Below are 25236 nucleotides of genomic sequence, written 5' to 3'. Positions count from 1 at the left end.
TTCACTATAATATAAGATTAACGTGCAGCCTTTGCAACCCTTTCTTTTGCATCTTTCCTGTTCACAGAGAAGCACTTTGCATCCCCGTTTGATGCTGCGATAAGTTCTGTCGCAAGGCAGCTGGCAAATGAACGTTTGGATTTGAAAGCTGTCTGCTTGGTACCCATAGCAATATACCTCAGTGCAGAGTCTACTCTTCTCTGAGGAGCGGTATCCACAGCTTTTGGTACAGAGATTCCACCGTATTTAAGACGTACTACCTCTTCCCTTGGACCAGTATGGGAAATTGCCTCAACAAGTACCTGAACAGGATTTTTGTCCGTTTTGGAATGGATAATATCAAAAGCTTCCTTTACAGCAGTCATTGTGCACTGCTTCTGACCTGTATTCTCCTCTCCACGCATCAGACTGGTAATAAGTCTTTCAACAATTGAAAGATCGGACTTATTGAACTGCTGTCTTGCGTGCCTGCCACCCGTGTTGGGGATTGCAATTGGATCGACATTCACATACCTTCTGAGACCGGGATCGGCAACTTCAACCTCAGTCATATCCCATTTACCGAATAATTTATTCATAAGAATTATCTCCTTGGCTTCTCCTTTTTGCCGATGACCATCTCATTCAAACTTACGTTATTAACAGCTGTGACCTTAAAGCGCACACCGGGAATATCACCCTTTGCACCACCCATGCGTCCACCAATTCTTTCCACTGTTATTTCGTCATGTTCATCAATGAAATTGATGGCACCGTCCCCGGGACAGAAAGCAGTAGCCTGCCTACCGTTCTTGATCAATTGAATCCTTACACATTTCCTGATTGCAGAGTTGGGCTGTTTGGCTTCAATACCTACCTTTTCCAGCACAATACCGCGCCCCTGAGGAGCTCCTGATAAAGGATCAGACTTTACATTAAGTCCAAGGGTTCGCCTGCTGTAACGAGTATCTTTCCACCTTGCATTTTTACGTGCCGCTTTAAGTTTATGAGCTGCATATTTTCCATTTGTCATTTAGTATCCTCCAATAGATGAGTTAAATATTTGAAACCCGGATTATTGTAATATTAAATCTTCGATATCATGATGACGGTTTACAATCCTTTTTATCTTATCAATATTTCGACCGCTTTTCCCGATAGCCAGACCTTTATTCATACTGGAAACCTCAACATAGGCAACCTTTTTATCGTTTTTATCGCTGATTTCTACAGATTTTGTAGGAATCGTGCCAAATGCGTTCTTGATGAAGGTTACCGGATCATCGGAATACTCTATTAAATCCACGTGCTTGTCGACTGCTTTTTTGAAGCGGTTAATATTATCTCCATGCTTCCCGATTGCAGCACCCATATCGCCATTGTTGACCACGCAGATAATTCGATCATCGTCTATAAGACAATCCTTAATGGGCGCCCCGGTCATACTTTCAAACAGGGCTATATATCTGATAGCATCTGTTGAAAGTTTGATATCACTCAAAAATAAAACACCCTCTATTTTAAACTAATCCTATAATATCAGATTCACCAGCATCAACGATTGCCATGGCGGTGATAGTGTACGGTTTACCACAAACAGTTCCAAGATCCATACTTGAACCTGCGTATTTAAGTACTGGTAAATCTGTTTCCTCGATCTTTTCCCTGATGTATGCCGGGCAGTTTGCAGAGACTACTACCATTTTTGCATCTCCGTTTGTAGCTACATCAATGGTCCTGTTTGCCCCGACCACAACATCTCCTGTCCTAATGACTTTCAGCAATGCCTTATCAACATTAATATCCATATAGATCAACCCTTTTGAATTTAAGATTGGTACTTTAATACCTGATTCCTTATATCTAGTTTCTGGTTATAGTTTCATCCCTGTAGAGGATTTCTGGAAACGAGATGAACATCTCCTGTTCCGAGTTTGATTGGCTGGCCGACAATAATATTCTCAGTAACACCACTCAATTCATCAACCTCTCCACGCAAACCTGCATCAAGCAAATGATTTACAGTTACTTCGAACGCTGCACGTGCAAACACACTGGCTTTTTCACCGGATATTCCATGACGACCTATCTGTTTTACTTCACCGTCACAGGACATTATATCCGCCACCAACATAATATGCCTCACATCAACTTCAAGACCCTGTTCACGCAGGGTATCCGTAGCCTCTTTGATTATTGCATTTCTTGCAGCTTCGATTCCAAAGACCTCATAGATTTCCCCGATGTTATTGGTGCTTGTCCTTGTGGGATCTATACCATCAATCTCAAGAACTTTCTTGAGTTCGGAACCTTCTGTATAGAGCCTGTATTCACCATCCTCTTTTCTGACAACTACTCTCTTGATGCCATCAATACCCTTCAATGTAATGGTATTGATCTTCTTTGCAAGCTGTAATAGCTCACGATAGGAGGGTTCTTTCAGTTTTATAAGAAGCTGGTTGGAAACTTCACTGGCCTGAACAACGGAAACACCAAGACCATGCTCAAGTTTCTCCATTACCGATTCAATACCTACTTCCCTTTTATTCATAGCCTTTTCATTCAAATCAATAACAAGCTGCATGTTAGAAAGATCAGTAGTGACATCGGCAAGGTGCTCAACATGTGTAGCTTCAATCATCCAGGCAATCTTGTTTGCAAAATCCCTGTCTTCGAGATACTCTTTGTCAAGATGGACGGTCATCATTGGTGTACTGGGACGTTTACGTGCATCAACAATCTCAATCAACCTGGGCAAACCCAGTGTAACATTGATCTCAGCCACACCAGCATAGTGGAAAGTACGCATTGTCATCTGTGTACCTGGCTCACCAATCGATTGTGCAGAAATAACACCTACAGCTTCACAGGGTTCCACGCAGGATTTATCATAAGTTTCCAGGAGTTTTTCAATAATCTCCTCCATCTGTTTCTTATTTACACTCGCTTTAACCGAATCACTAATAAGAGTCTGCTTTACATCACTGGGAAGAGGTAAGTCCTTGACCATACCTTCAATTGTTGCTTCTTGAAGTACCATTTATTTCACCTCCTTACCAGTAACAGAACTTACTATGTTATGTACCGTATCCTCACTGTTATAATCGCTCTTGGTGGAATCTATACCATCCTCTCCGTACTTAAATTGTACAATAACACCACGTGTTTCACGTACCGATCGATCATATTGTACTTCGAGATCCTGAAGAGCGTTTACAAGACGACGCTGAAGATAACCGGACTGGGATGTACGCACCGCAGTATCAACAAGACCTTCTCTACCTCCCACTGCATGGAAGAAGTATTCCGTAGGGTTTAAGCCACTCTTATAACTGGACTTTACGAAACCATGTGCATCTGCACCAAGGTCACCTCTATCAAAGTGTGGCAGTGTACGGCCTTCATAGCCTCTCCTGATACGCTCACCACGCACAGCCTGCTGACCCACACAGGCTGCCATCTGTGTCAGGTTCAGCATGGAACCACGTGCACCGGATTTTGCCATAATCACAGCAGAATTTTCCAGACCCAGATGGTTTCCTGCAATGGTACCGGTATGATCCCTCGCCTTACCCAGAGATTGCATGATCTTAAGCTCGATGGTTTCAGCGAGAGTTCGACCCGGGAGGGGTTCAAGTTCTTTTGCTTCATAAGCTTGAATAAGTTCTGCAACTTCGTTTTCAGCACGCTCCAGTTCCTCATCGATATTCCGTCTTGCTTCACGAGGAATGTCCTCATCACTAATACCGAAACTAAGGCCCGTACGCATCACACCACGAATCGCAAGCCGGGTCACATCGTCCACAAACTGAGCAGCCTTCGTTGAACCATATCTTTTCACAATGGAGTCAAGTATCTTGCCCTTAAAGGCACCGATTGCTTTCTCATCGATAGTTCCGGCCACCAGTTCACCATTTTCAACCACCACATAAGAATCATACTCACAATCCCTGCCCTTGCATACATCACACTTGAAACATACATTGGCTTTAAATTCAAGATTGAGATCATTTGGAAGAATCTGGCTGAAAATTTGTTTACCAGTCCAGAAAGGATCTCCTGCATCATTATAACCTGCAGGCTCCGGAAGCTCACGTACTTCTGATTTACGTAAAAGTTCCAGAGCATCGTTCTTACTGATCATCTTTTCATTACGCGTCAGCAGGAACATACCTGAAATATGGTCATGAATACCACCTATGATAGGACCGCCAAAACGAGGAGACAGGATATTTTCCTGAACCTGCATCAAAATGCTTGCTTCTGCGCGGGATTCTTCCGTCTGCAGAACGTGCATATTCATTTCATCGCCGTCAAAGTCCGCATTGTAAGGAGGACAGACAGACGGATTAAGTTTGAACGTCTTATTTGGCAAAACCTTGACCTTATGTGCCATTATACTCATTTTATGAAGAGAAGGCTGCCTGTTAAAGAGAACAATGTCCCCATCCTGCATCTGCCTTTCAACTGTCCAGCCAGGTTCAAGTTTTTCAGCAAGTTCTTCCTTGTTGGATTCAGTGATCTTGAGTCTGCGACCATCTTCACGGAATACATAATTAGCACCAGGATGAGTTTCTCCCCCTCTTGCAACATATGCACGCATCATTTCAAGGTTTCTGGAGATAATCCTTACAGGAATTGTCATTTGCCTGGCAATTGCATAGGGTACACCCACCTCATTGATACTAAGGTTGGGATCCGGAGATACAACCGTACGTGCAGAGAAATTCACACGTTTACCGGAAAGACTTCCCCTGAAACGACCTTCCTTTCCTTTAAGACGCTGTGTAAGAGTCTTTAGGGGACGACCAGACCTGTGTCTTGCCGGAGGGACACCTGAAACTTCGTTGTCAAAGAACGTAGTAAGGTGATACTGCAACAGTTCCCAGAGATCCTCTATAATAAGTTGTGGTGCACCTGCATCACGATTTTCCTGAAAACGCTGATTTATACGAATAATATCCACAAGTTTGTGAGTTAGATCATCTTCACTACGCTGACCTGATTCCAGAGTGATAGAAGGACGAACTGTTACAGGAGGAACTGCTAGCACTGTAAGAACCATCCATTCAGGTCTTGCAGAAACAGGATCCATACCCATGACCTTCAGGTCATCATCCGGGATATGTTCAAGACGATCACGGATTTCAGTAGGTGTCAACTTGTAATCATTCTCTATGTAGTCCGAGGGTTTTTCGAATTTTATCTCAAGTTGCTCTTCACCACAATAAGGGCAAATCTTGGTCTTTCGTGCTTCCTTGAATACATTATTAATCAGATCATCAGGCAGGTGACTCATCACATCCAGTTTGGCAAACTGATTAATATAGGCCTTTTTTTGTTTGTCCTCAAGAAGAAGATGGCTGCAGTTACGACAGGTCGAACGTAGTACTTTTCTTATTATCTTATTAAATCCTACATGGAGTACCGGTGCCACAAGTTCAATATGACCGAAGTGGCCCGGACATTCACCGGCTCTGCCTCCACAGGTCTTGCACTTCAGACCCGGATCTATAACACCCAGTCTAAGGTCCATTAAACCCATGTCAATCGGATAACCATCGTCATCATATGTGTCAGCAGTAATAATAGAAGTAACACTCATTTTACGGATTTCCCGTGGAGACAGGAGACCGAATCTGATTGCACCAATTCTCTGGGGAATAGAGGGTATAGTATTATCCATTGATATCACCATCACACAGCATCATCAAGTCTGAGCCTCGGAGCTACTCCAAGGGATTTGATTTCATCAAGCAAAAGCTTGAATGCATAGCTCATTTCTACACGGTGGATGTCCGTTTCCGATCCACAGTTTGAACAGTACCTCACATTACGCCTGCGATCAAAGGTCGCGATCATGCCACAATTACTACAGACAAGCTCTTCAACCTTATCAGATTCATCAAGCAATCGTTCCTTAAGGGTCATCGCTGCACCATGACCAATAAGTACATCCCTTTCCATTTCACCAAATCGCAGACCACCTTCACGGGCACGTCCTTCGGTTGGCTGGCGTGTGAGAACCTGAACTGGACCACGGGACCTTGCATGCATCTTGGATGCTACCATGTGGTGCAGTTTCTGATAAAGAATAACACCAACAAAGATATCGGCCTGGACCTTTTTACCGGTCACACCATCGTAAAAGACTTCTTTACCAGTGTGTGAAAAACCATGTTTCTGTAAACCTGAACGCAGGTCATCTTCCTTTTCTCCGGAAAAGGCAGTTGAATTGATACGTCTTCCTTCTACAGATCCTACTTTACCACCGATCATTTCCAGAACATGTGCAACTGTCATACGCGAAGGGATTGCATGAGGATTGATTACAAGATCAGGAACCATTCCGGATTCTGTGAAGGGCATATCGTGATATGGAACTATAAGTCCGATTACTCCTTTCTGACCGTGCCTTGAAGCAAACTTGTCACCGATCTCAGGAATCCTCTGATCCCTGACCTTTACCTTGGTGAGCCTGGTACCGTTAATGGATTCTGTAAGAAGGACAGTATCAACCACACCCCTTTCATTGGAACGCATGGTGATTGCACTTTCCCTTCTCTGTTCTACGGTGATACCGAAATCCGTTTGTTCTTCAAGGAAACGAGGAGGACTGGTCTTACCGATCAATACTGAATTAGGCCCAACTGTGGTCTCCGGATTGACAAGACCGTCAACATCCAGGTTCGCATAGGCTTCCGCACTACGTGCACCCCTGTATTCCGAATCGGGAATCTCAAATTTATCTTCCTGCCCACCGGGATAACGACGTTCTTCGCCCTCAAAAGTCCTGAGGAAGTGGCTTCTACCAAGGCCTCTTTCAATGGATCCTTTGTTGAAAACCAGTGCATCTTCAATATTATAACCTTCATAGGACATTACAGCCACAACGAAGTTCTGACCCGCAGGCCTTTCATCAAAGTTAATTGATTCACATGTCTGCGTGCGTGTGAGTGCTTTCTGGGGGTAATGTAACACGTGTGCACGGGTATCAGGCCTGAGTTTCAGGTTGGAAGTGGACACACCAATACATTGTTTGATCATAGCCGAACCCATGGTAATCCTTGGGGATGCATTATGTTCCGGATAAGGGACCATACCTGCACAGATACCCAGAATCAGAGAGGGATCTATTTCAAGGTGTGTGTGTTTGGGAGTGATGTCACTCTCGTAGAGAGCCACATATGAATTTTCTTCTTCTTCGGCATCCAGGTATTCAATACGACCCTGCCTGATGAGATCTGCACTCGTCAAATCTCCGCTTTTGAGTTTATCAATATGGTCTTCAGTAACAAGAGGCAGGCCGTTTTCTACTACTACAAGTGCCCTTCTTGCCCTACCTATATCGGAATTGATGATCACTTCATGAATATCTTCATAAAGGGCTACATTTACCTGCCTGGAAAGCATACCGGCCCTTCTTTGCTTGCGAATATCTTCCACAAGATTGACAGGATCAGGATGCGTGCCTATTAATTCACCATTCAGGAATACTTTGGCATCAGTCACCAAGAATCACCCCCCCGTTACCGAGAGATTTCTTACCACTATCATCAGTAATATCCTGATAACCAGGGGATTTTATCAAATCATCTACTGGCATTTCATGTTCCTCTACATCAGTTCCTAGCTCATTGGAATACTTAAGGATCTTTTCAGGCACATGAAGCTGCGCCGGTGCCACACCAAGACCATAAAGCACATTTTTCACTTTATCGAAATCATCCGCCCCTGTGGATAGTTCCACCATCTGGGCAAAATTTTTCACCAAACCACAGTTGGGACCTTCTGGTGTTTCTGAAGGACACAATCTGCCCCACTGAGTAGAGTGCAGATCACGGGCTTCAAAGTGAGGCTGTGCCCTGGAAAGTGGAGATATTACTCGTCTCAGGTGGGAAAGTGTAGAAATATAATCAGTACGATCAAGCAACTGGGATACACCACTCCTTCCTCCAACCCAATTACCTGTTGCAAGTGGATGCTGGAGGCGGTCTGTAAGGACATCTGCCCTGACCAGTGTGGAAACATTCAATTCCCTGTTCCTCATATTTGCTCTTTCAAGCTGGTATTTGACATCACGTGTCAGGCGGTTGAAAGCCACCCTGAAGAGATCTTCCAGCAAGTCACCTGTTAGTTTCAGGCGCTTGTTGGAATAGTGATCCTTATCATCCGCACTACGACGGTCAAGAGCCAGTTCAAAACATGATTCGGCCATGCGACCCAGGAAATGGGCTTTTGCCACCCTGTCCTCCGGTTCATTACCAAGATGAGGAAGCAGATACCTGTCAATAACATAATTTGCCCTCTTGACCTGATACTCGCTTGCCTGACCGGAGGCCACTCTCATACCAATCTTCTCAACCGCTTCTTCTACTGTATCTACTTCAGACTCTTCGAGGTTTTCGAACATGAACTTCATTATTTCAGGATCTGTTGAAACCGTCTTGACGACATCTTCATCTGTTTCAATACCAAGAGCCCTGAGAAGAGTGATGAAATTAATCCTTCCGGAGATGGAGGGGAAAGAAACTTCCAGCAGGGCTTTCCTGCCTCTTTCAACCACCACAAGTGCCCTGTAGCCTCTGCGCTGGGAGAAAACCTTTGCAACTTCTATGCGATCCCCGTAACGCTCTCCGATTTCGGCCAGTATCTTGTTGGGCGCAAGATCCTCAAGGGTCATAACTACCCTTTCAGTACCATTAACGATAAAGTAGCCTCCTGGATCAAGCGGATCCTCGCCGTGTTCGATCATTTCCTCATCATCGATTCCAACAAGATTACATATCTCGGATTTGATCATAACCGGTAGTTGTCCAATTTTGGCTTCCCTTGGTTCGGATTCTTCTCCACCTTTGACCACGGACATTTCGAGGAAAAGAGGAGCAGAATAAGAAAGGTTTCGGAGTCTTGCCTCATTGGGGTAGAGGTTTTCAATTGCACCATCCGCCTCCTTGACAACCGGTTTTTCAACTCTGATGCGGCCTAACTTGACGTATATATCCTCAATGTCAGTCTCGATGAGATGTTGTTCATCGATAACTTTCTGAAGACCGCTGTTTAAGAACTTGTTATATGAATCGATATGGTGTTGTACGATTTTATCCCTTGTAAAATAGGCTTCCGACAGAAAACTGGTATCCAAAGCGATGCTAGCACCTTCTTTTAAGTTAATATAGAATATTCAGACAAACAACGTAGCGCATGCGAATGTAAGCGTAAGAACAAAATCAATGAACGGGACAGAACCCGGCGAATATGAGTTATGCATGTCATTCAATTACATACCGATAATAGGGGGCCTCTCCTGCAGTCTGGCTTTTGCGGGTAATTTTTACTACGTCTCCCACTTCAGCACCAATTTCTTTAATAACAGGATCTTCTATCTTGATTTTAGGTAGCTGTTCCCTACCAATATTATACTCTTTAAGAACAGATTTTATTTCATCCTCATCAATAATTTCATGACGGGGAATGAATTCATGATCAAGCAGGCTGAACTTACTCAAATAATATCCTCCTAAAAAATCTGCAGGTAAATGTTTCCCATAATTTTGTGGCGGGCTCGTAGGGATTTGAACCCTAGACCGTCTGGTTAAAAGCCAGACGCTCTGCCTGACTAAGCTACGAGCCCACAATGTTTGCCGCATACACCATTCATGCCACCCTTAGGCAGCGCCAATACATGAGTGGCATTGTATATAAGGTTTATTGTAGAGGGCACTTCTACCGAAAATCAAATGCCTCCAACGCATAAAAATGAACCATAAATGCGGAAAATAAAGAAGCAGTAGAACACTACTACAAACAAGGTATATATAGCATCATTTTCCGACTTTACAAAGTTATCTGTTTATGTACCACATTCCCAGCCACCCATATATTCTGCCTGTTTGGGAGAATATGAGTCTATTTCGACATCAAGAGATTTCAGTTTGAGCCTGGCCACACGCACATCCAGATCATGAGGCACCGGATGCACCCCTACATCGAGTTTATTCTCGGCAATATAACGCGCACATTGGGCCTGGTTAGCAAAACTCATATCCATCACTTCAGCCGGATGACCATCACCTGCAGCAAGATTTACCAGCCTGCCATCGGCAAGAACATTAATGTGTTTACCGCCTACCGTATATTCTTTGATATTTTTCCTGACATCCCTTACTGAAGAAGACAATGCAACAAGATCTTCCAGATTTATTTCCACATTGAAGTGTCCGGAATTGGCAAGTATGGCACCATCTTTCATCACCTCAAAATGATCCCTGTTCAGTACATCAGTATTTCCAGTGGTCATCACAAAGATATCACCATAAAGAGCAGCCTTTTGCATAGGCATGACCCTGAAGCCATCCATTTTTGCTTCAAGAGCACGTATCGGATCCACTTCAGTCACAATGAGATTTGCACCCAGACCTGAAGCCCGCATGGCAGCACCACGACCACACCAGCCATAGCCACCAATGACAACGGTCTTACCCGCCACTAACAGGTTGGTGGTCCTCATGATCGCATCCCAGGAAGATTGCCCCGTACCATAACGGTTATCAAAAAGGAATTTGGTCATAGCATCATTTACGGCAATTACCGGCATCTTCAGGGCCCCTTCCGCTTCCATTGCCTTGAGACGATGGATCCCGGTGGTAGTTTCCTCACACCCACCCCGTATTGAATCAAGAAGTTCAGTCCTTTCCGTATGAAGCTTAAAAATCAGATCCGCACCGTCATCGATGGTTATATCCGGATCGATATCAAGTACTCTGTCAATAGAGCCGTAATATTCCTTGCTGGAACAATCATATTTTGCAAAACAATCGATATTATCCTTCGTATCCAGAGCCATAGCCACATCATTCTGCGTACTCAGAGGATTGCAACCGGTAATAGCAACTTCGGCCCCACCTGCAGCAAGGGTTTCTACCAATACGGCGGTCTTTGCCTCTACATGAAGTGCCATTGCTATCCTGTGACCTTTCAGAGGTTTTTCATCTTCGAATTCCTTCCTGATTATAGAAAGAACAGGCATATGATTCCTGGCCCACTCAATTTTTTGTTCACCAGATTCAATAATTTCCTCATCGATCATACAATACCTCATTTGATAATGACTCTATTAAAAAATACTTAAACTTTCTAATTCTTCACAATCCTACACAATGGAATACAACGACAATGTTTGGGAAAAACAAAAAACTGACGAATGAATATGCTTTGTCTGTAAAATACTTAAACCTTATTAATGCAACCATAAAGGTCACGACAAATTGCAATATTACAACCCGCAATTGTAAATCAACTAAAAATACAAATAACCCCAAAAATTCTCAATTCATTTGCATATGTAATTGCAACATAAACAACCTCAGCAATACAAATTCAAATAACTCCATATAAACAAAATAAGAAGAAATTATGGTTTAATGCACCAGAATTTCTTCTATCTGAGATTTGTCCTATTTTTTTAAAAGACCGTACCGAAGGATTCCTTGAAACGTCTCTTGAAATCCGCTAACTTAAAATGATGGTTCTGGGTACCCTGGTGTTCAATTTTTATAGCACCCATCAAAGATGCAATCCGTCCTGTGGTTTCCCAATCCAGGTCATTTGTTAGACCATAAAGCAAGCCAGCACGATATGCATCCCCACAACCCGTAGGATCCTGTAAAGCAGCTGGTTTGGCGGCAGGAATCTGGATTACTTCACCGTCTTTATAGATCAATGAACCTTCCGGACCTTTTGTAACTATAAGAGCTTTGAGCTTTGCAGAGATCTCCTCCTGACTCTTGCCAGTCCTCTCTTGAATCAATTGCCACTCATAGTCGTTAACTGTCAACCAGGTAGCCTGCTCTATGAATTCCATTAATTCATCACCATCAAACATAGGCAGGCCCTGACCGGGATCAAAGATGAAAGGTATACCAGCACTCACAAATTCCCGGGCGTGCTGAATCATACCTTCCCTGCCATCCGGTGCTACAATGCCCACTGCAGGATCATTTACATCAAGTACTGAATAATTATGGGAATAATTCATTGCCCCGGGATGGAAGGCAGTTATCTGGTTGTCATCCATATCTGTTGTAATGAAAGCCTGTGCTGTAAATGTGTCATCAACCACATTCACATGTTCGCGGTTGATACCCCTCTCATCCATCCATTTCGCATAATTCTCAAAATCGGTACCAACTGTCCCCATTGGGAGAGGATTACCACCAAGTAACTTGAGATTGTAGGCTATGTTTCCTGCACAACCTCCAAACTCACGACGCAGTTCAGGTACAAGGAATGACACATTTAATATATGCACTTTATCCGGTAAAATATGATTCTTGAACTGGTCATTAAAAACCATGATATTATCAAAAGCGAAAGATCCACAAATTAAAGCTTTGTCCATTTATATGTACTCCTAAATTATGATTCTAGTTTGAATTATAGACCATCCATATGAAAATAAAAAAAGGTAATTATTCCAATTATTTTTTACGTAAATGGAATATACCCCAGGTCAGATATCCGTTATTGCCACCGTTTACCCAGTGGTTAAGGCCCTGTTTCATATTATTGATGTAGTTCTGACTGACTACTTTGGAGAGCTCATCTTCCTGACTTTCAGTTTCTTTCAACACTCTTCCATAATGGGTCGGCAGCTGGGAAGCATGTTTCTCAAATTCAATTTCCTTCATACCATACTTTTTGGCAGATTCCCGATAAAAACCGGGTGAACCGAGGGTTTCCAGATGGATACGGTCCAGTATTGGTTGTAAGACCCCTTCCGGACAATCGTCAGTCTGCATCGGATCAGTAAATACAAAATCTCCGCCACTTTTCAGCACACGAGCAACTTCTTTGATAACCTGTTCACGATTACCACTATGAAGGATTGCATCCTGGGACCACACCACATCGAAAGAGAAATCGGGATAGGGAATTTCTTCAAAGCTACCATCAACAACTGTTATAAGATGGTCAAGACCCTGGTCCTCATTCATTTTTCGGTCGCGTTCATTTTCTACTTCACTCAAATTAAGAGCAACGACCTGACACCCATATTTTTTGGCCAGATACCTGGCAGCTCCACCATAACCAGCTCCGATATCCAGAATCTTACTATCCTTATCCAGATTACTTATTTTTGATGCCATCCTTTCAATCGTACGTCTACTGGCGTCAAATATTGGTTCATCTTCTGAATTATAGAGACCGACATGAATATCCTCGCCGCCCCAGATGGTAAAGTAAAAATTGTCGGCATCATCGCTATTGTAATATTCCTGTGCTTTATCTACTGCGGTTTTTTGGTTTTCAGACATGTTGATTTCATCTTCCCATATTTTTTAATTTTTTTCTGCAACATGGAGGAAGAAATCAGGCTCATCCTCTTTGTAGGTCTCTTTAAAGTCCCCCAGGGTGTTTATTTCCTGGAAACCAACTTCATGCAGAAGTTGCCTGGTGTAATCTTTTCTCAAGGGGAACATATTGAGATTGTAGACTGAGCCATCCGAGAATTCATATTTGAAACGGGCAAGCCCCTCATCAACATGTTCCGGATAGACTGATACAGTATCCCCACAGTAATAATGGGCATGCTTGCTGGAATAACCATCATCCAGTATGGCATCATAGTTACGCTGGTCAAGAAGCAATACACCATCATGTTTCAGCAGCGCATAGAACTCAGCCAGAGCTTTTCTGCGGTCGCCTTCATCGAAAAGATGTGTAAATGAATTACCCAGACATACAATAGCATCGAATTTGTCATGGATGTCCTTATTCATCCACCTCCAATCAGCCTGAACGGTCCTCATCAAATACCCATGATCACGGGCATTATCAAAAGCCTTGACAAGCATTTCTGCACTGCCATCTGCACTTACGACATCAAAACCTGCCTGAAGTAAACGAACCGAATTAAAACCGGTGCCTGTTGCCACATCGAGTACTTTCTTAACACCCCTTTCTTTCAGGATGTTTATGATAGTATCCCCTTCGCTCTCGGCACGGCTTTCCCAATCGATGAGTTCGTCCCATTTATCAACAAATCCAAGAACATACTCTTCCTCATAATGGTCCGATTCCCTTACTTCTATTGGATTATCTCCAAAATCCTGTTTTCCGTATTGGTTCATGTAGATCCTCCTATTGTTATTTAATGTAGTATATTTACAAATACAGTCGATTGTTGCTATTCGCCTGGCTCATGCATACCATGAATCCAGAATGGATTAAGTGAAATTAAATAAGGACTCCCACCCCGGGAGCCCTCCTCAGAACATCCATAACTTAATTATTTAGTAGCGGTAGTGTTCTGGCTTGTACGGCCCTTCAACAGGGAAACCGATGTATTCAGCCTGTTCCTGTGACATCTTGGTCAATTTGGCACCCAGTTTTTCGAGGTGTAACCTTGCAACCTCTTCATCCAGCACTTTTGACAATCGATAAACACCAACTTCCTTTGGACTCTCCCAGAGATCGATCTGTGCAAGTGTCTGGTTTGTGAAACTGTTTGACATGACAAAACTCGGGTGACCGGTTGCAAGACCCAGATTGACAAGTCTGCCTTCTGCCAGCACATATATAGAATGCCCATCAGGGAACTGGTATTCATCTACCTGTGGCTTGATGTTGACCTTTTTCACATTATCCATCTTGTTAAGTGCATCAACCTGAATCTCATTATCAAAATGGCCTATGTTACAGACAATTGCCTGGTCTTTCATGTTAGACATGTGTTCGGTCGTAAGTACATCACAGTTTCCTGTTGTGGTCACATAAATATCCCCATAGGACAGTGCATCCTCAACAGTCATAACATCATAGCCTTCCATCAATGCCTGCAGTGCGCAGATTGGATCGGTTTCTGTAATAATCACTCTTGCCTTGTGATTAGCCAGTGCTGCTGCTGAGCCTTTACCGACATCACCATAGCCACAAACCACTGCAACCTTACCTGCAATCATCACATCAGTACCACGCTTTATGGCATCTACAAGGGATTCCCTGCATCCGTAGACATTATCAAATTTACTCTTGGTTACAGAGTCATTGACATTTATAGCAGGTGTAAGAAGTTCTCCCTTCCTCTCCCAGTGATACAACCTGTGCACACCGGTGGTTGTTTCCTCGGAAACACCCTTCCAGTCAGCAACTGCTTTATGCCAGAATTGAGGGTCTTCCTTCAGGGATTTTTTAAGCACTTCATTCTGGGCTATAAGTTCCTTGTTGTCTGTAGGTTCATCAAGGATTGAAGGGTCATCTTCTGCTGCATACCCACGATGCATCATCAGGGTGGCATCTCCACCATCATCCACAATGAGATTTGGTCCTTTACCATCTGGCCAGGTCAATGCCTGTTTGGTGCACCACCAGTAATCATCAAGTGTTTCACCCTTCCATGCAAAAACTGGAACACCTGTATCTGCTATTGCGGCTGCTGCTTCATCCTGGGTCGAGAAAATATTACATGATGCCCAGCGCACATCTGCACCGAGTTCAACCAGTGTTTCAATAAGAACTGCAGTTTGAACAGTCATGTGAAGACTGCCACTTATACGTGCTCCTTTAAGTGGTTTCATAGGCCCGTACTTTTCACGTGTGGCCATAAGACCCGGCATTTCCTGTTCAGCTATATTCAATTGCTTGCGACCGGAGTCAGCAAGTCCAATATCTTTAACTTTATAATCCTTATTTGTAACCATGTTTTCACCAATAATTAATCATCTTCTTAGCAACGCTAAGATTCCAAATATACTTCTAAATCTCTAATCCCAATCTAAACAGCGATTGTAGTGATTTAGACAAAAATCATTTTACGCCATTGAGATGGAATTTTGCTTTGAGGCTATCTACCTTGTCAAGTTGTTCCCAAGGGAAAATGTTCCTTCCAAAATGACCATAGGAAGATGCTTGCCTGTATGACCAACCTTTAGGATGCAGTAAATTCAGATCTTCTATCAGGGCTGCCGGTCTGAAATCAAATATTTCACCGGATTCCAGTACATCCTGGATTTCCTGGTCTTCTATTACACCTGTACCATAGGTATCAACATTGATACTGAGAGGCTTTGCGACACCAATGGCATAGGCCACCTGGATTTCACATTTATCGGCAAGACCTGCTGCAACTATGTTTTTGGCGACATATCTTGCATAGTATGCTGCTGAACGATCAACCTTGGAAGGATCCTTACCCGAGAAAGCTCCTCCACCATGGCTGCCTACTCCTCCATAGGTATCCACGATGATCTTACGTCCGGTTAGTCCTGCATCTGCATAGGGACCTCCTAGAACGAATCCGCCTGTTGGGTTTATGTAATACTCGGTATCTGACCTCAACATGCCGGTTGGCTCCAGGACTTCATTGATAAATCCTACCATGTCATTACGAACTGTTTCAAGAGGGATATCATCAGTCTGCTGTGATACCACTACAGCTGTTATGTGGTCAGGTTTTCCATTTACATATTTCACTGAAACTTGTGATTTGGCATCCGGTCTTAAGTAGGATACTCTACCTTCCTGACGGATAGAATCCAGGTATCGGAGTAACCTGTGACTGAACGCAATTGGAGCAGGCATGTATTCATCTGTTTCATTGGTAGCATAACCAAACATCATACCCTGGTCCCCTGCACCCTGCTCTTCATATAACCCTGTGCCCTCGGTAACTCCCATAGAAATATCAGGGGATTGTTCGTGGATTTTTGAAATGTATTCAAAGGATTTGTCCCAGAAAAGAAGGTCCTTATGATCATATCCTATATCACGAACAACTTCACGTGCTATATTCTCTGTATCAATCTGTTCCATACCTTTACAGGTAATTTCACCTGCATTTACCACAAGGTCATGGGCTACAAGTGTTTCACATGCCACACGACTGTTAGGATCAGCTTCCAGACATGCATCCAGAACTGCATCAGACACCTGATCACATATCTTATCTGGATGTCCTGCACCGACCGCTTCTGAAGTAAATACGTGGTCATATTTGAGTTTGCTCATCTTCACACTCCTGTTTTATCTTAATGGTCCGATTGAACGGATACGTTAAAGGTCCGATTGAACGGATACGCTAAAGGCCCGATTGAACGGATACGCTAAAGGCCCGATTGAACGGATACGCTAAAGGTCCGATTGAACGGATACGCTAAAGGCCCGATTGAACGGATACGTTATAAGGTCCGATTGAACGGATACGTTAAAGGCCCGGATGAACGGACATACATTTGGATCTGAATTCGCAATCAAATGTCAAGAATGGATAATTCCACACTGTAACATCCCTATAGCATAATATAGTGGGAAATTCGGGAACCAATGAAAATCATTGTTTGCCACGAACATAATAATTCCACCATAATATTAATCGTAACTGATTGACATCACATACTACGCCATACTATATATGTGTTTTCAAATTGAAGGTTTTTAAATTATTTTTACAGTACATAAGGAAGCAAATATATATTCTAATTCAAAAAAATAAATAGAATTTATTTTTATGTATTTCTGGCCAAACTGAAATTATTGATCAGATGAAGGATTATTCAAACCCAGAACATCAATCAGATGCTGACTATCAGTTTTTTTTGCAGCTTTAGAAGCTTCCACCATTATCTCATATTCATCCATACATAGAACCTGACCGTTTTCCATGAGCACTTTCCCGTCCACCAACACGGTTGTGACATCACTACCAAGAGCCGAATATACAAGATGCGAATCGACATCATACAATGGAGTGAGATGCGGACGTTTCATATCCACAACAATCAAATCGCCGTAGTAGCCTTCTTTGATCATACCGGCCTCAATTCCAAGTGCCTTTGCCCCGTTTACAGTGGCCATCTCAAGCACTTTCCGGGCATCAATGACAGTTAGGTCCATACTGTTTACCTTATGGAGCAGTGCAGTCATTTTCATTACCCCGAACATATCAAGATTATTGTTTGAAGCACATCCATCGGTACTCAGGGACACATTCACACCCTTTTCAAGCAGTTGTGGGACCGGTGCTATACCTGCTGCCGTTTTCATATTACTCACAGGATCATGGCTCACATGAACTCCGGTTTCAGCCAAAATGTCCATATCTCCCCCCGAAAGCCAGATACAATGAGCAGCAAGTACATCACTGTCAAAAAAACCAATGTCATGAAGCATGTTAACCGAACACTTCCCATACTTCTCTTTCATCTGGTTCAGTTCAGCTTCAGTTTCAAGCACATGGATGTGAACTTTTACATCATCCTTGCGAGCCTGCTCACGCACATCCTGCAGGAATTGCTGAGAGCAAGTATGAGGAGCATGAGGGCCATACATGGCAGATATGCGCCCATTGGCTGCACCATTGAAATCCTTTACAAAGTTCCTGCCTTTTAATAGGGAAGATTCTGCCCTTTCTGGATCTCCAAAATCAATCATACCATAGGAAAGGGCTGCACGTATACCACAATCCTCAACTGCACGGGCAGCTGCCTGCTCATGAATATACATGTCAGCAAAGGTGGTTGTTCCGGATTTTATCATCTCCAGGCATGCCAGCCTAACCCCTGCATAGATTTCTTCCGGACCCAATTTTGCTTCCACGGGCCAGATATAATCCTCAAGCCATTCTGCAAGTGGCAGATCATCGGCATAACCCCTTAAAAGTGTCATACCTGCATGATTATGGGTATTTACCAGACCGGGCATGACGACCGAACCGCTTGCATCTATTATTTTGTCTGCCTTGCCATTATAAGAAAGACCCACATAGACAATCCTGCCATTTTCAATGGCAACCTCCCCTTTTTTGAGATCTCCTGAATCAGGATCCATAGTAAGGATGTACCCGTTCTTGATCAAAGTATCAGCCATAAAACCCCTCCAATATCAATAAACTTCCTTTTTGAGCTGTTCAAGGAAAGTTTCCATAATTTTCAGCCTCTCTGTTGCAATATCCCTGGAAGTATGTGTGTTCAGACGATCCATTATCTTAAAAGGCTTCCTTTCCATATATTCTTCAAAACCTTCAAAAGGGTTTTGTGCATAGGCATTCATGGAACTTTCCTTCACAGTACCATTGGCATGTTTTAAGCCTCGCAAAGCCCCCATTGAAACCAGTGACCTGAAAATACCTACCGCACCCAGGGCATCAATCCTATCCGCATCCTGTAGAATTTGCCCTTCGATTGATTCGGGAATCATACCCCGGCTGAATCTGTGAGTACGTATGCAGGATACAACGTGTTCAATGGTTTTTTCATCAACTTCTTTGTCAGCCAGAAAAGAATCTGCGATTTCAGCACCATACAATGCATGATCACCACCTTCCTCATGTTCGCGAACAACCCCCACATCATGCAATAGGGCAGCAAGCCTCAATACATCAGGATTTCCCCCTTCCTTTTCCCCTATATACATGCAAAGGGATTCGACCCGCTCCACGTGACCCATATCGTGGCTACTGGGTTCATCGGAGAGTACATCTGACACATAATCTCTTGTGATTTCAATAATATCCAGAATGATCACCTTCACTGATTCTTAAGATTCTCCATTAGTTCTCCAACAGCTTCTCTGAGAAATTTAGCGTTATCAAAATCTCCTGCAATTTCCTCAAGCTCTTCATGGCTACATATTCCAAGTTGCCGGGAATAGCTGATTAGGTTTACCATCGCACGGTCCACATTGTCCACAATCGTAAGGGTGGCTGTCTTTGATGTGCGCGAGAAAGGATTCAAATCGATTGCAATAACAGTTTTACCCATCTCCACCAATTTCTGGCATCTATCCCCGTCCTCCAGGGGAACAAGAACCACATCTGCACTGTAGATTCCTTCCTGATCCACAATAGCCCGGGCATGTTCAAGATCAAGCCTGCCATCCCCTCGTGCCCCAAGCACACGGGTCGCACCAAAGGATTCCAGATGAGAGATGATACGAGAAACCCTCTCCTCGGTACGGTGAAAAAGATTGACTTCAAGAGATGCCCCTGTGACAGATGCAAGCTCAACCATTTTTTCAGGGACAAGGGCAGATGTATTGCCGTTTACCGAAATGACCGGCCTATCTGCCAGGAGAAGCATTGCAGAAGCTATCTTTTCTGCAAGTAAGGCAGAAGGGACAGTCCTTTCACCAAGCAGGTAGTCAAAACATTCACCTCTGCCCTGAGCCACAAGACCCTGTATACTAGTAATACCTTTATTCACACCTTCAACAATATTTTCCCTTGCAATCAGGGAATGATAACGAGGATGTGTTTGTGGAATGCCAGTCAATTTTTTACACCTCAATAATCAGAACAAACATAAATCGATCAATTAATTGTTGCTTCAAAAGAAAAACAGGTATTTGTACCTTCTTATAACTCGGGATTTAAAACCTTATAGTACTCGTCCCTTGCTTCCACAAAAGCCTTCAGGTTCTCAAGTGAAGTATATGGAGCAAGTCCACAGCCCGGAGCAAGAATATCCACACCGTCTTCAATACACATCTTAGCCTGTCTTTTCACTTCTTCGGCAGGAGTCGAAAGGAGGATATCTACAGGCGAAACGTTGCCTATCAAACAAGCCCTGTCCCCAATTATCCTTTTGGCATATTTGGCATCCACTTTTTCTTCAATACTCAACCCCTCAAATCCAGAACGTGCCATAGGTTCGAGGATTGCGGTGGCATCCCCGCATATGTGCAAAATCATCGGCCCATCAGTGCCGGAACAGATTTTATCATATTCCGGAAGAACCAGGGATTCAAAATATTCAGGAGGTAAGAGGTCCGGCCCTGCTTCGGAATCAGGCATACAGATTGCATCCACACCCCTTTCGAAAAGGGCATTGGAATATTCAACACATACTTCTACACCCATACCGAGCAGTTCACGCATAGTTTCCGGCTCAGTGAGGGACCACATAAGGTAATTCTTTGCACCCACAAGAGAGATAGCAATTGCAGCAGGACCAAGCATGCCTGCAACAACAGGTATGTCTTCCCCAACCCTTTCCCGGACAATTTCCGTGGCATCCAGTATAGTGGATATACGTTCACTTTCCAGGAAATTATCCGGGAGATTGAACTTCCCTACATCCTCCTTATTACTACATGGATTGTCAAGAACAGATGGTTGCGAATCAAAAGTTCCTTCCTTTATCGTGCATCCCAGAGTCTGGGCTATGGCCGTACCGTCAAAAGGATAACGTACGGCTTCCAGACCGGCCACCTCATACCCACCTATAGCCAGTGCAGCCATTTTTTCAGCATCATAATGTGCCTCTGGCCAATGGCTGCCGGTGGCTTCCATCAATTCAATTGTACCTGTCTGGGTTACCGAACAGACCGGTACCTTGTCAACATCTTTTCCTGCAAGGGAATCCAAAAATCTTTGTTTTAGTGTGATGCCTGTCATTAAATGCCTCCGGATAGAAAATATCAAATTGCAATCCTGCAAGGAAATCCAGATATGAGATTCAGACGTGGTTATCTGCAGCTAATTTTATGAAATAATCTCACCTGAAGACTACTTCAATCTATCGACTAAAGCACAGATTTAACATCAAATACATCAATCAGCCAATGAGAATCCCAATATGAACCGGAGAATCCAAAATGATCCCTGTTGAACTTATGGCAATCTTTTTTGGCCTTGCATCTGCCGTTTCCTGGGGAGCGGGTGATTTTACCGGCGGCTGTGCTTCAAGACGCACTAACGTATATTCAGTAGTTCTGGTAACCCAGATTGTAGGAGTTGTACTTTTTCCAATACTCGCATTTGTTTTCTCAGAAAGCCTGCCCCCAATAAGTAAATTGTTATGGGGATGTCTTGCAGGTTTTTTTGGAACATCCGGATTGTTAGCCCTCTATCAGGGATTGGTTGAAGGAAAAATGGGTATCGTTGCCCCGGTGGCTGCAGTGATATCGGCCATTGTCCCGGTAATTTACTCTGCGTTTTATGAAGGATTTCCGCAAATCCTGCGAATTGCAGGATTCATTTTTGCTTTTATAGCAGTGTGGCTTATTGTCAGCATGGATAACGGGCCAAAAGTCAAAATAAATGACCTGAAGTATCCTTTTCTAGCGGGAATGGGCTTTGGACTCTTTTTTATATCCATAGATAATTTCAGTGAAACTGCCATATTCTGGCCACTGGCCTTTGCCAGAGGAACAGCCCTTTTGATGTTTGTAGGTTTTGTCACACTGACAGGATCAGTGAAAGTGAAACCCTCCTCCATTGACGTACTGCCCGTAATTGTTCTTGCAGGACTTTTCAATACCGGAGGAGGTACATTCTTCACACTGGCTTCAGAAGCAGGCAGACTGGATATTACCACAATTCTATCCTCATTAAGCCCGGGTGTCACGGTAATGCTTGCATATTTTATATTAAAAGAAAAACTTGCCCCCAGACAGTGGTTAGGAGTGGCATCCGCCCTTTTTGCAATAATCCTTATGTCAATATGAAAGAAAAAGATAGGATTTGCAGAGATGTCAATAAGTACCTGCAATTGTACTGCTAAATACTGTTCCGAATTCACTCATCGTATCCCTGATGACAGCATCAGTACACTCCGGGCCAGCAATAGCAAAAACCGCATCCCCAAGCATAGCCTGTGAAGCAAATCCACCAACATTTTCCACTGCCTCGATGATGTCTTTTGACCCTTTGCTCAAAAGGTCCAGTTCAAAACTAAAACTGCGGGATTGGCGCATAAATTCTTCAATGGTCGGACTCAGTAGCAAGTTTTTCATAGCGGTTTTGCCTGCAATATTGATATTTCCAGTCACAGAGGAATCGGCAAGGGTCTTTTTTGTAGACAACTTACCCAGAGCCACGCAGTGTACACTAAATGAGGGAGAAACTATACGATCCAGCAGGCCTCCTTTTGTAACCGGAGCCGGTCTTTTCCTGATAACAATCCCGCCGTTTGCCTGGGCTTCCACATCACCCAGTCCACCTCCTCCTACAACTTCGGCAATATGAGCGGCTTCCACGAGTTCATTTTGAGTCATGTCCAATGAGAAAAGGTCATTTAAGCAATAGGAAGTTGCCAGTGCACCTGCACCGGAAGCACCAAAACCACAGCCTACGGGGATATCGGCATGAGATTCTATCCTTACAGGTTCACAGCATAGAGAAGTCACCAGATGAGAAGTTACAGGTGCTTGTTTCCTTGAACCATTCAGGAAGATCTCTGTCTCTTTAATATCGGGTCCTACACCTACTTTTGCAGTGACCCCCCTGTTAAGAACTATACCACACCCCGTAGTGCCCTTCAAGGCCGGATCATCGTTTTCATGGATTGTAAAAAAACCTGTAATGTGGCCAGGAGCAAAGCATGTTACACATTCTTGTTTTGGATCCATAGAAACCTCACAACAGGATTTGCTCAAGCCGGTCCATTATTACAGATGCGAGGTAACGTTTGGAACCACTATAATGAGATGCTGAAAGCCCATCCTGCAGGATATATACAGAATTATCAGAGGTGCCCATTCCCCCTCCCCCCACATCATTGGCAACAACCATGTCAAGGCCATATTCTTCAAGCATACGGGTCGCACTTCCCACAAGCTCTTTTTCAACAACACCGGTTTCAGCTTTAAAACCCACAATCACTATGCCGGGATGATTACCTCGTACCTGTGGCAATATCTTTTCTGTGGGTTGCATTTCAAGAATAAGGTTCTGACCTGATTTTATTTTGGATCTTGAAGAATCAAGTGTATAATCCGATATCGCAGCCGAACTTATGAATACATCGCATCCCCGATCTATTTCTTTCATGCAGTTATCCAGCATACTGGCTGCACTTTCTGCATAAACCTCATTTATACCATCCACATTCATTTCATTCCTGTGGATTATTGTAACATCCCCGCCCCGCCGGAAAGCCTCCCTTGCCAATTCCTGACCTGTTTTGCCGGAAGCCCGGTTTGTGAGTATACGGATAGGATCAATTATTTCAGCAGTTGCACCGGATGTCAGCACTATTTTCTTGCCTGCAAGCTTTTTTCCCATAAGTTCCCTTTCAACTGCCAGGACAATATCATCATTTGGAGATATCTTGGCGATCCCTTCCTCTACACGGGGACCAACCAAACTGATTCCATAACTCTCAAGTTTTTCGAGATTGGAATGCACCGCAGGATGATCATACATGGACTGATGCATTGCAGGTACAACTATCGTGGCCACCCCACTACCAATAGCAGTGGTTGCAAAAGTTGTTACAGGCGTATCATCAATTCCCATTGCGATTTTGCTTATAGTATTCGCCGTTGCCGGAGCTATCAATAAAAGATCCGCCATACCCTGTATCCCGCACATCCCCACATGCTCCACCCCCCCGGTTATATCCGTGATCACTTCATGACCGGTAGCATAATGTAATGCATCAGGATGGAGAATACGCGTGGCTGCTTCACTCATGACAGCATAGACATTTGCACCGTTGCGTATTAATTCACGTGCCAGTTCCACAACCCTCACGGCTGCAATACTGCCGGTAACTGCCAGCACAACGGTCTTTCCCTCAAGGGATTTACTTTTAGTTCCTTTGATCCATAGTGTAGAATGCATGATTTTCGCCTGTATTATGGAAGAGTGTTAGCTTCTAATTATTTAAAAATAGTCGAATAAACACATTGAGTTTCGCGGGCATGACATTATTAAGCCATAAAATGATACAGAAATAATCATGATTTCAATCGAAGAACTTTCCGGGATAATTGATGTACTGGGAGCAGCCACAATACACGAGATTACCTGCACTGCCCAGGAAATCACCTATGCAAGGGATGATGAACCCCCTACAGAGGAAGATATACTCAAGATGTGTGAAAAGGCCTGTTCCAGACATTTTCTGGAAAACGTAACCTGTGAAGAAATAATAGGGATGGAAAACACAGAGGGGGCAGAATATTTTATTCTGGGACCAGACGCGTTTCCTGAATATCCACAGGAATTGAGTGATGCACTTGATATGCTTGGGTTAGAAAAAAGAGAACTGGACATGGGAAAAGTAGCAGCACGCTTTAAAAGAAGATTGAAGATGCGGACCACACATCTGGAGAACATGATCAATGAAGTGCAGACCCCTGCAGAACCTGAATACATAGAGGATCTGGAGCACAAATACATGGACCTTGTAAATATTTACTATGATTTTGATACATGGGTTCCTGATGCACTCACTGAGATAGAGGAAAATATATTCTCATTGAGTGCGCGGATAGAGGAACTTAAAGAGGCATAACCTTTTATACTTACATAAT

General features: G+C 43.6%; 23 protein-coding genes and 1 tRNA gene. 2 read left to right on the top strand and 22 right to left on the bottom strand.

Translation table 11 applies throughout. The features are described 5' to 3' along the window. Positions 1 to 17 precede the first annotated feature (17 nt). The 20 genes from BKM01_RS07715 to mtaA form a co-directional block, all read right to left on the bottom strand. Positions 18 to 578 (bottom strand): 30S ribosomal protein S7, encoded by a 561-nt coding sequence (locus BKM01_RS07715; RefSeq protein ID WP_394328890.1) that lies wholly within the window; start codon positions 576 to 578, stop codon positions 18 to 20. Between the two features lie 5 nt (positions 579 to 583). Further along, positions 584 to 1012, bottom strand: coding sequence for a 30S ribosomal protein S12 (locus BKM01_RS07710; protein ID WP_072359284.1), 429 nt, complete (start codon positions 1010 to 1012; stop codon positions 584 to 586). 42 nt (positions 1013 to 1054) lie between these two features. Next, complete coding sequence (locus tag BKM01_RS07705) at positions 1055 to 1480, bottom strand: NusA-like transcription termination signal-binding factor (RefSeq protein WP_072359282.1); 426 nt, start codon at positions 1478 to 1480, stop codon at positions 1055 to 1057. Between the two features lie 19 nt (positions 1481 to 1499). After that, a complete protein-coding gene (locus tag BKM01_RS07700) occupies positions 1500 to 1787 on the bottom strand; it encodes a 50S ribosomal protein L30e (RefSeq protein ID WP_072359280.1) in 288 nt (95 codons plus the stop codon). Positions 1788 to 1861: 74 nt separating this feature from the next. Further along, the gene (gene rpoA2, locus BKM01_RS07695; protein ID WP_394328891.1) at positions 1862 to 2989 is read right to left on the bottom strand and encodes a DNA-directed RNA polymerase subunit A''; all 1128 of its coding nucleotides are present in this window, start codon (positions 2987 to 2989) and stop codon (positions 1862 to 1864) included. A gap of 30 nt (positions 2990 to 3019) precedes the next feature. Beyond that, positions 3020 to 5665 carry a DNA-directed RNA polymerase subunit A' gene (locus BKM01_RS07690; protein WP_072359629.1) on the bottom strand — a complete coding sequence of 882 codons (2646 nt, stop codon included), beginning with the start codon at positions 5663 to 5665 and terminating at the stop codon, positions 3020 to 3022. Between the two features lie 11 nt (positions 5666 to 5676). Continuing rightward, a complete protein-coding gene (gene rpoB, locus BKM01_RS07685; protein WP_072359633.1) occupies positions 5677 to 7491 on the bottom strand; it encodes a DNA-directed RNA polymerase subunit B in 1815 nt (604 codons plus the stop codon). Beyond that, the gene (locus BKM01_RS07680) at positions 7484 to 9124 is read right to left on the bottom strand and encodes a DNA-directed RNA polymerase subunit B'' (protein WP_099816311.1); all 1641 of its coding nucleotides are present in this window, start codon (positions 9122 to 9124) and stop codon (positions 7484 to 7486) included. Before BKM01_RS07680 ends, rpoB begins: the two co-directional genes overlap by 8 nt. A gap of 127 nt (positions 9125 to 9251) precedes the next feature. Beyond that, positions 9252 to 9488, bottom strand: coding sequence for a DNA-directed RNA polymerase subunit H (locus tag BKM01_RS07675; RefSeq protein WP_072359276.1), 237 nt, complete (start codon positions 9486 to 9488; stop codon positions 9252 to 9254). A 48-nt stretch (positions 9489 to 9536) separates the two neighbouring features. Continuing rightward, positions 9537 to 9613 (bottom strand) — tRNA-Lys (locus BKM01_RS07670). 219 nt (positions 9614 to 9832) lie between these two features. Then, complete coding sequence (locus tag BKM01_RS07665; RefSeq protein WP_072359274.1) at positions 9833 to 11068, bottom strand: adenosylhomocysteinase; 1236 nt, start codon at positions 11066 to 11068, stop codon at positions 9833 to 9835. Positions 11069 to 11443: 375 nt separating this feature from the next. Next, entirely contained in the window at positions 11444 to 12379 is a 936-nt protein-coding gene (locus BKM01_RS07660; RefSeq protein ID WP_072359272.1) for a carbohydrate kinase family protein, read from the bottom strand. A gap of 79 nt (positions 12380 to 12458) precedes the next feature. Further along, positions 12459 to 13295 carry a methyltransferase domain-containing protein gene (locus tag BKM01_RS07655; RefSeq protein ID WP_072359270.1) on the bottom strand — a complete coding sequence of 279 codons (837 nt, stop codon included), beginning with the start codon at positions 13293 to 13295 and terminating at the stop codon, positions 12459 to 12461. Between the two features lie 24 nt (positions 13296 to 13319). Continuing rightward, a complete protein-coding gene (locus BKM01_RS07650) occupies positions 13320 to 14111 on the bottom strand; it encodes a glycine/sarcosine N-methyltransferase (protein ID WP_072359268.1) in 792 nt (263 codons plus the stop codon). A gap of 162 nt (positions 14112 to 14273) precedes the next feature. Then, positions 14274 to 15680, bottom strand: a complete 1407-nt coding sequence (gene ahcY / locus BKM01_RS07645) for an adenosylhomocysteinase (protein ID WP_072359265.1) — start codon at positions 15678 to 15680, stop codon at positions 14274 to 14276. A 106-nt stretch (positions 15681 to 15786) separates the two neighbouring features. Continuing rightward, the gene (metK, locus tag BKM01_RS07640) at positions 15787 to 16986 is read right to left on the bottom strand and encodes a methionine adenosyltransferase (protein ID WP_072359263.1); all 1200 of its coding nucleotides are present in this window, start codon (positions 16984 to 16986) and stop codon (positions 15787 to 15789) included. A 522-nt stretch (positions 16987 to 17508) separates the two neighbouring features. Beyond that, entirely contained in the window at positions 17509 to 18843 is a 1335-nt protein-coding gene (locus BKM01_RS07635; RefSeq protein WP_072359261.1) for an amidohydrolase family protein, read from the bottom strand. A gap of 15 nt (positions 18844 to 18858) precedes the next feature. Beyond that, positions 18859 to 19506, bottom strand: a complete 648-nt coding sequence (locus tag BKM01_RS07630; protein ID WP_084006271.1) for an HD domain-containing protein — start codon at positions 19504 to 19506, stop codon at positions 18859 to 18861. After that, positions 19503 to 20246 (bottom strand): 4-phosphopantoate--beta-alanine ligase, encoded by a 744-nt coding sequence (locus BKM01_RS07625; RefSeq protein ID WP_072359258.1) that lies wholly within the window; start codon positions 20244 to 20246, stop codon positions 19503 to 19505. The genes BKM01_RS07630 and BKM01_RS07625 overlap by 4 nt, the downstream gene beginning before the upstream one ends. Before the next feature lie 83 nt (positions 20247 to 20329). Beyond that, a complete protein-coding gene (gene mtaA, locus BKM01_RS07620) occupies positions 20330 to 21370 on the bottom strand; it encodes a methylcobamide:CoM methyltransferase MtaA (protein ID WP_072359256.1) in 1041 nt (346 codons plus the stop codon). Between the two features lie 200 nt (positions 21371 to 21570). Here mtaA and BKM01_RS07615 point away from each other — a divergent pair, with 200 nt between their 5' ends. Next, entirely contained in the window at positions 21571 to 22422 is an 852-nt protein-coding gene (locus BKM01_RS07615) for a DMT family transporter (RefSeq protein WP_072359253.1), read from the top strand. Positions 22423 to 22449: 27 nt separating this feature from the next. Here BKM01_RS07615 and BKM01_RS07610 read toward each other — a convergent pair whose 3' ends face one another. Further along, positions 22450 to 23325, bottom strand: a complete 876-nt coding sequence (locus tag BKM01_RS07610; RefSeq protein ID WP_072359251.1) for a pantoate kinase — start codon at positions 23323 to 23325, stop codon at positions 22450 to 22452. Positions 23326 to 23332: 7 nt separating this feature from the next. Continuing rightward, positions 23333 to 24541 carry a bifunctional phosphopantothenoylcysteine decarboxylase/phosphopantothenate--cysteine ligase CoaBC gene (gene coaBC, locus BKM01_RS07605; RefSeq protein ID WP_072359249.1) on the bottom strand — a complete coding sequence of 403 codons (1209 nt, stop codon included), beginning with the start codon at positions 24539 to 24541 and terminating at the stop codon, positions 23333 to 23335. Positions 24542 to 24659: 118 nt separating this feature from the next. Here coaBC and BKM01_RS07600 point away from each other — a divergent pair, with 118 nt between their 5' ends. Then, complete coding sequence (locus BKM01_RS07600) at positions 24660 to 25217, top strand: DUF7109 family protein (RefSeq protein WP_072359247.1); 558 nt, start codon at positions 24660 to 24662, stop codon at positions 25215 to 25217. Positions 25218 to 25236: the final 19 nt, after the last annotated feature.

The organism is Methanohalophilus portucalensis, from assembly GCF_002761295.1.
Taxonomy (GTDB): Archaea; Halobacteriota; Methanosarcinia; order Methanosarcinales; family Methanosarcinaceae; genus Methanohalophilus; species Methanohalophilus portucalensis.
The sequence above is the reverse complement of the archived record's forward strand: the minus strand, read 5'-3'. Positions and strand labels throughout refer to the sequence as shown.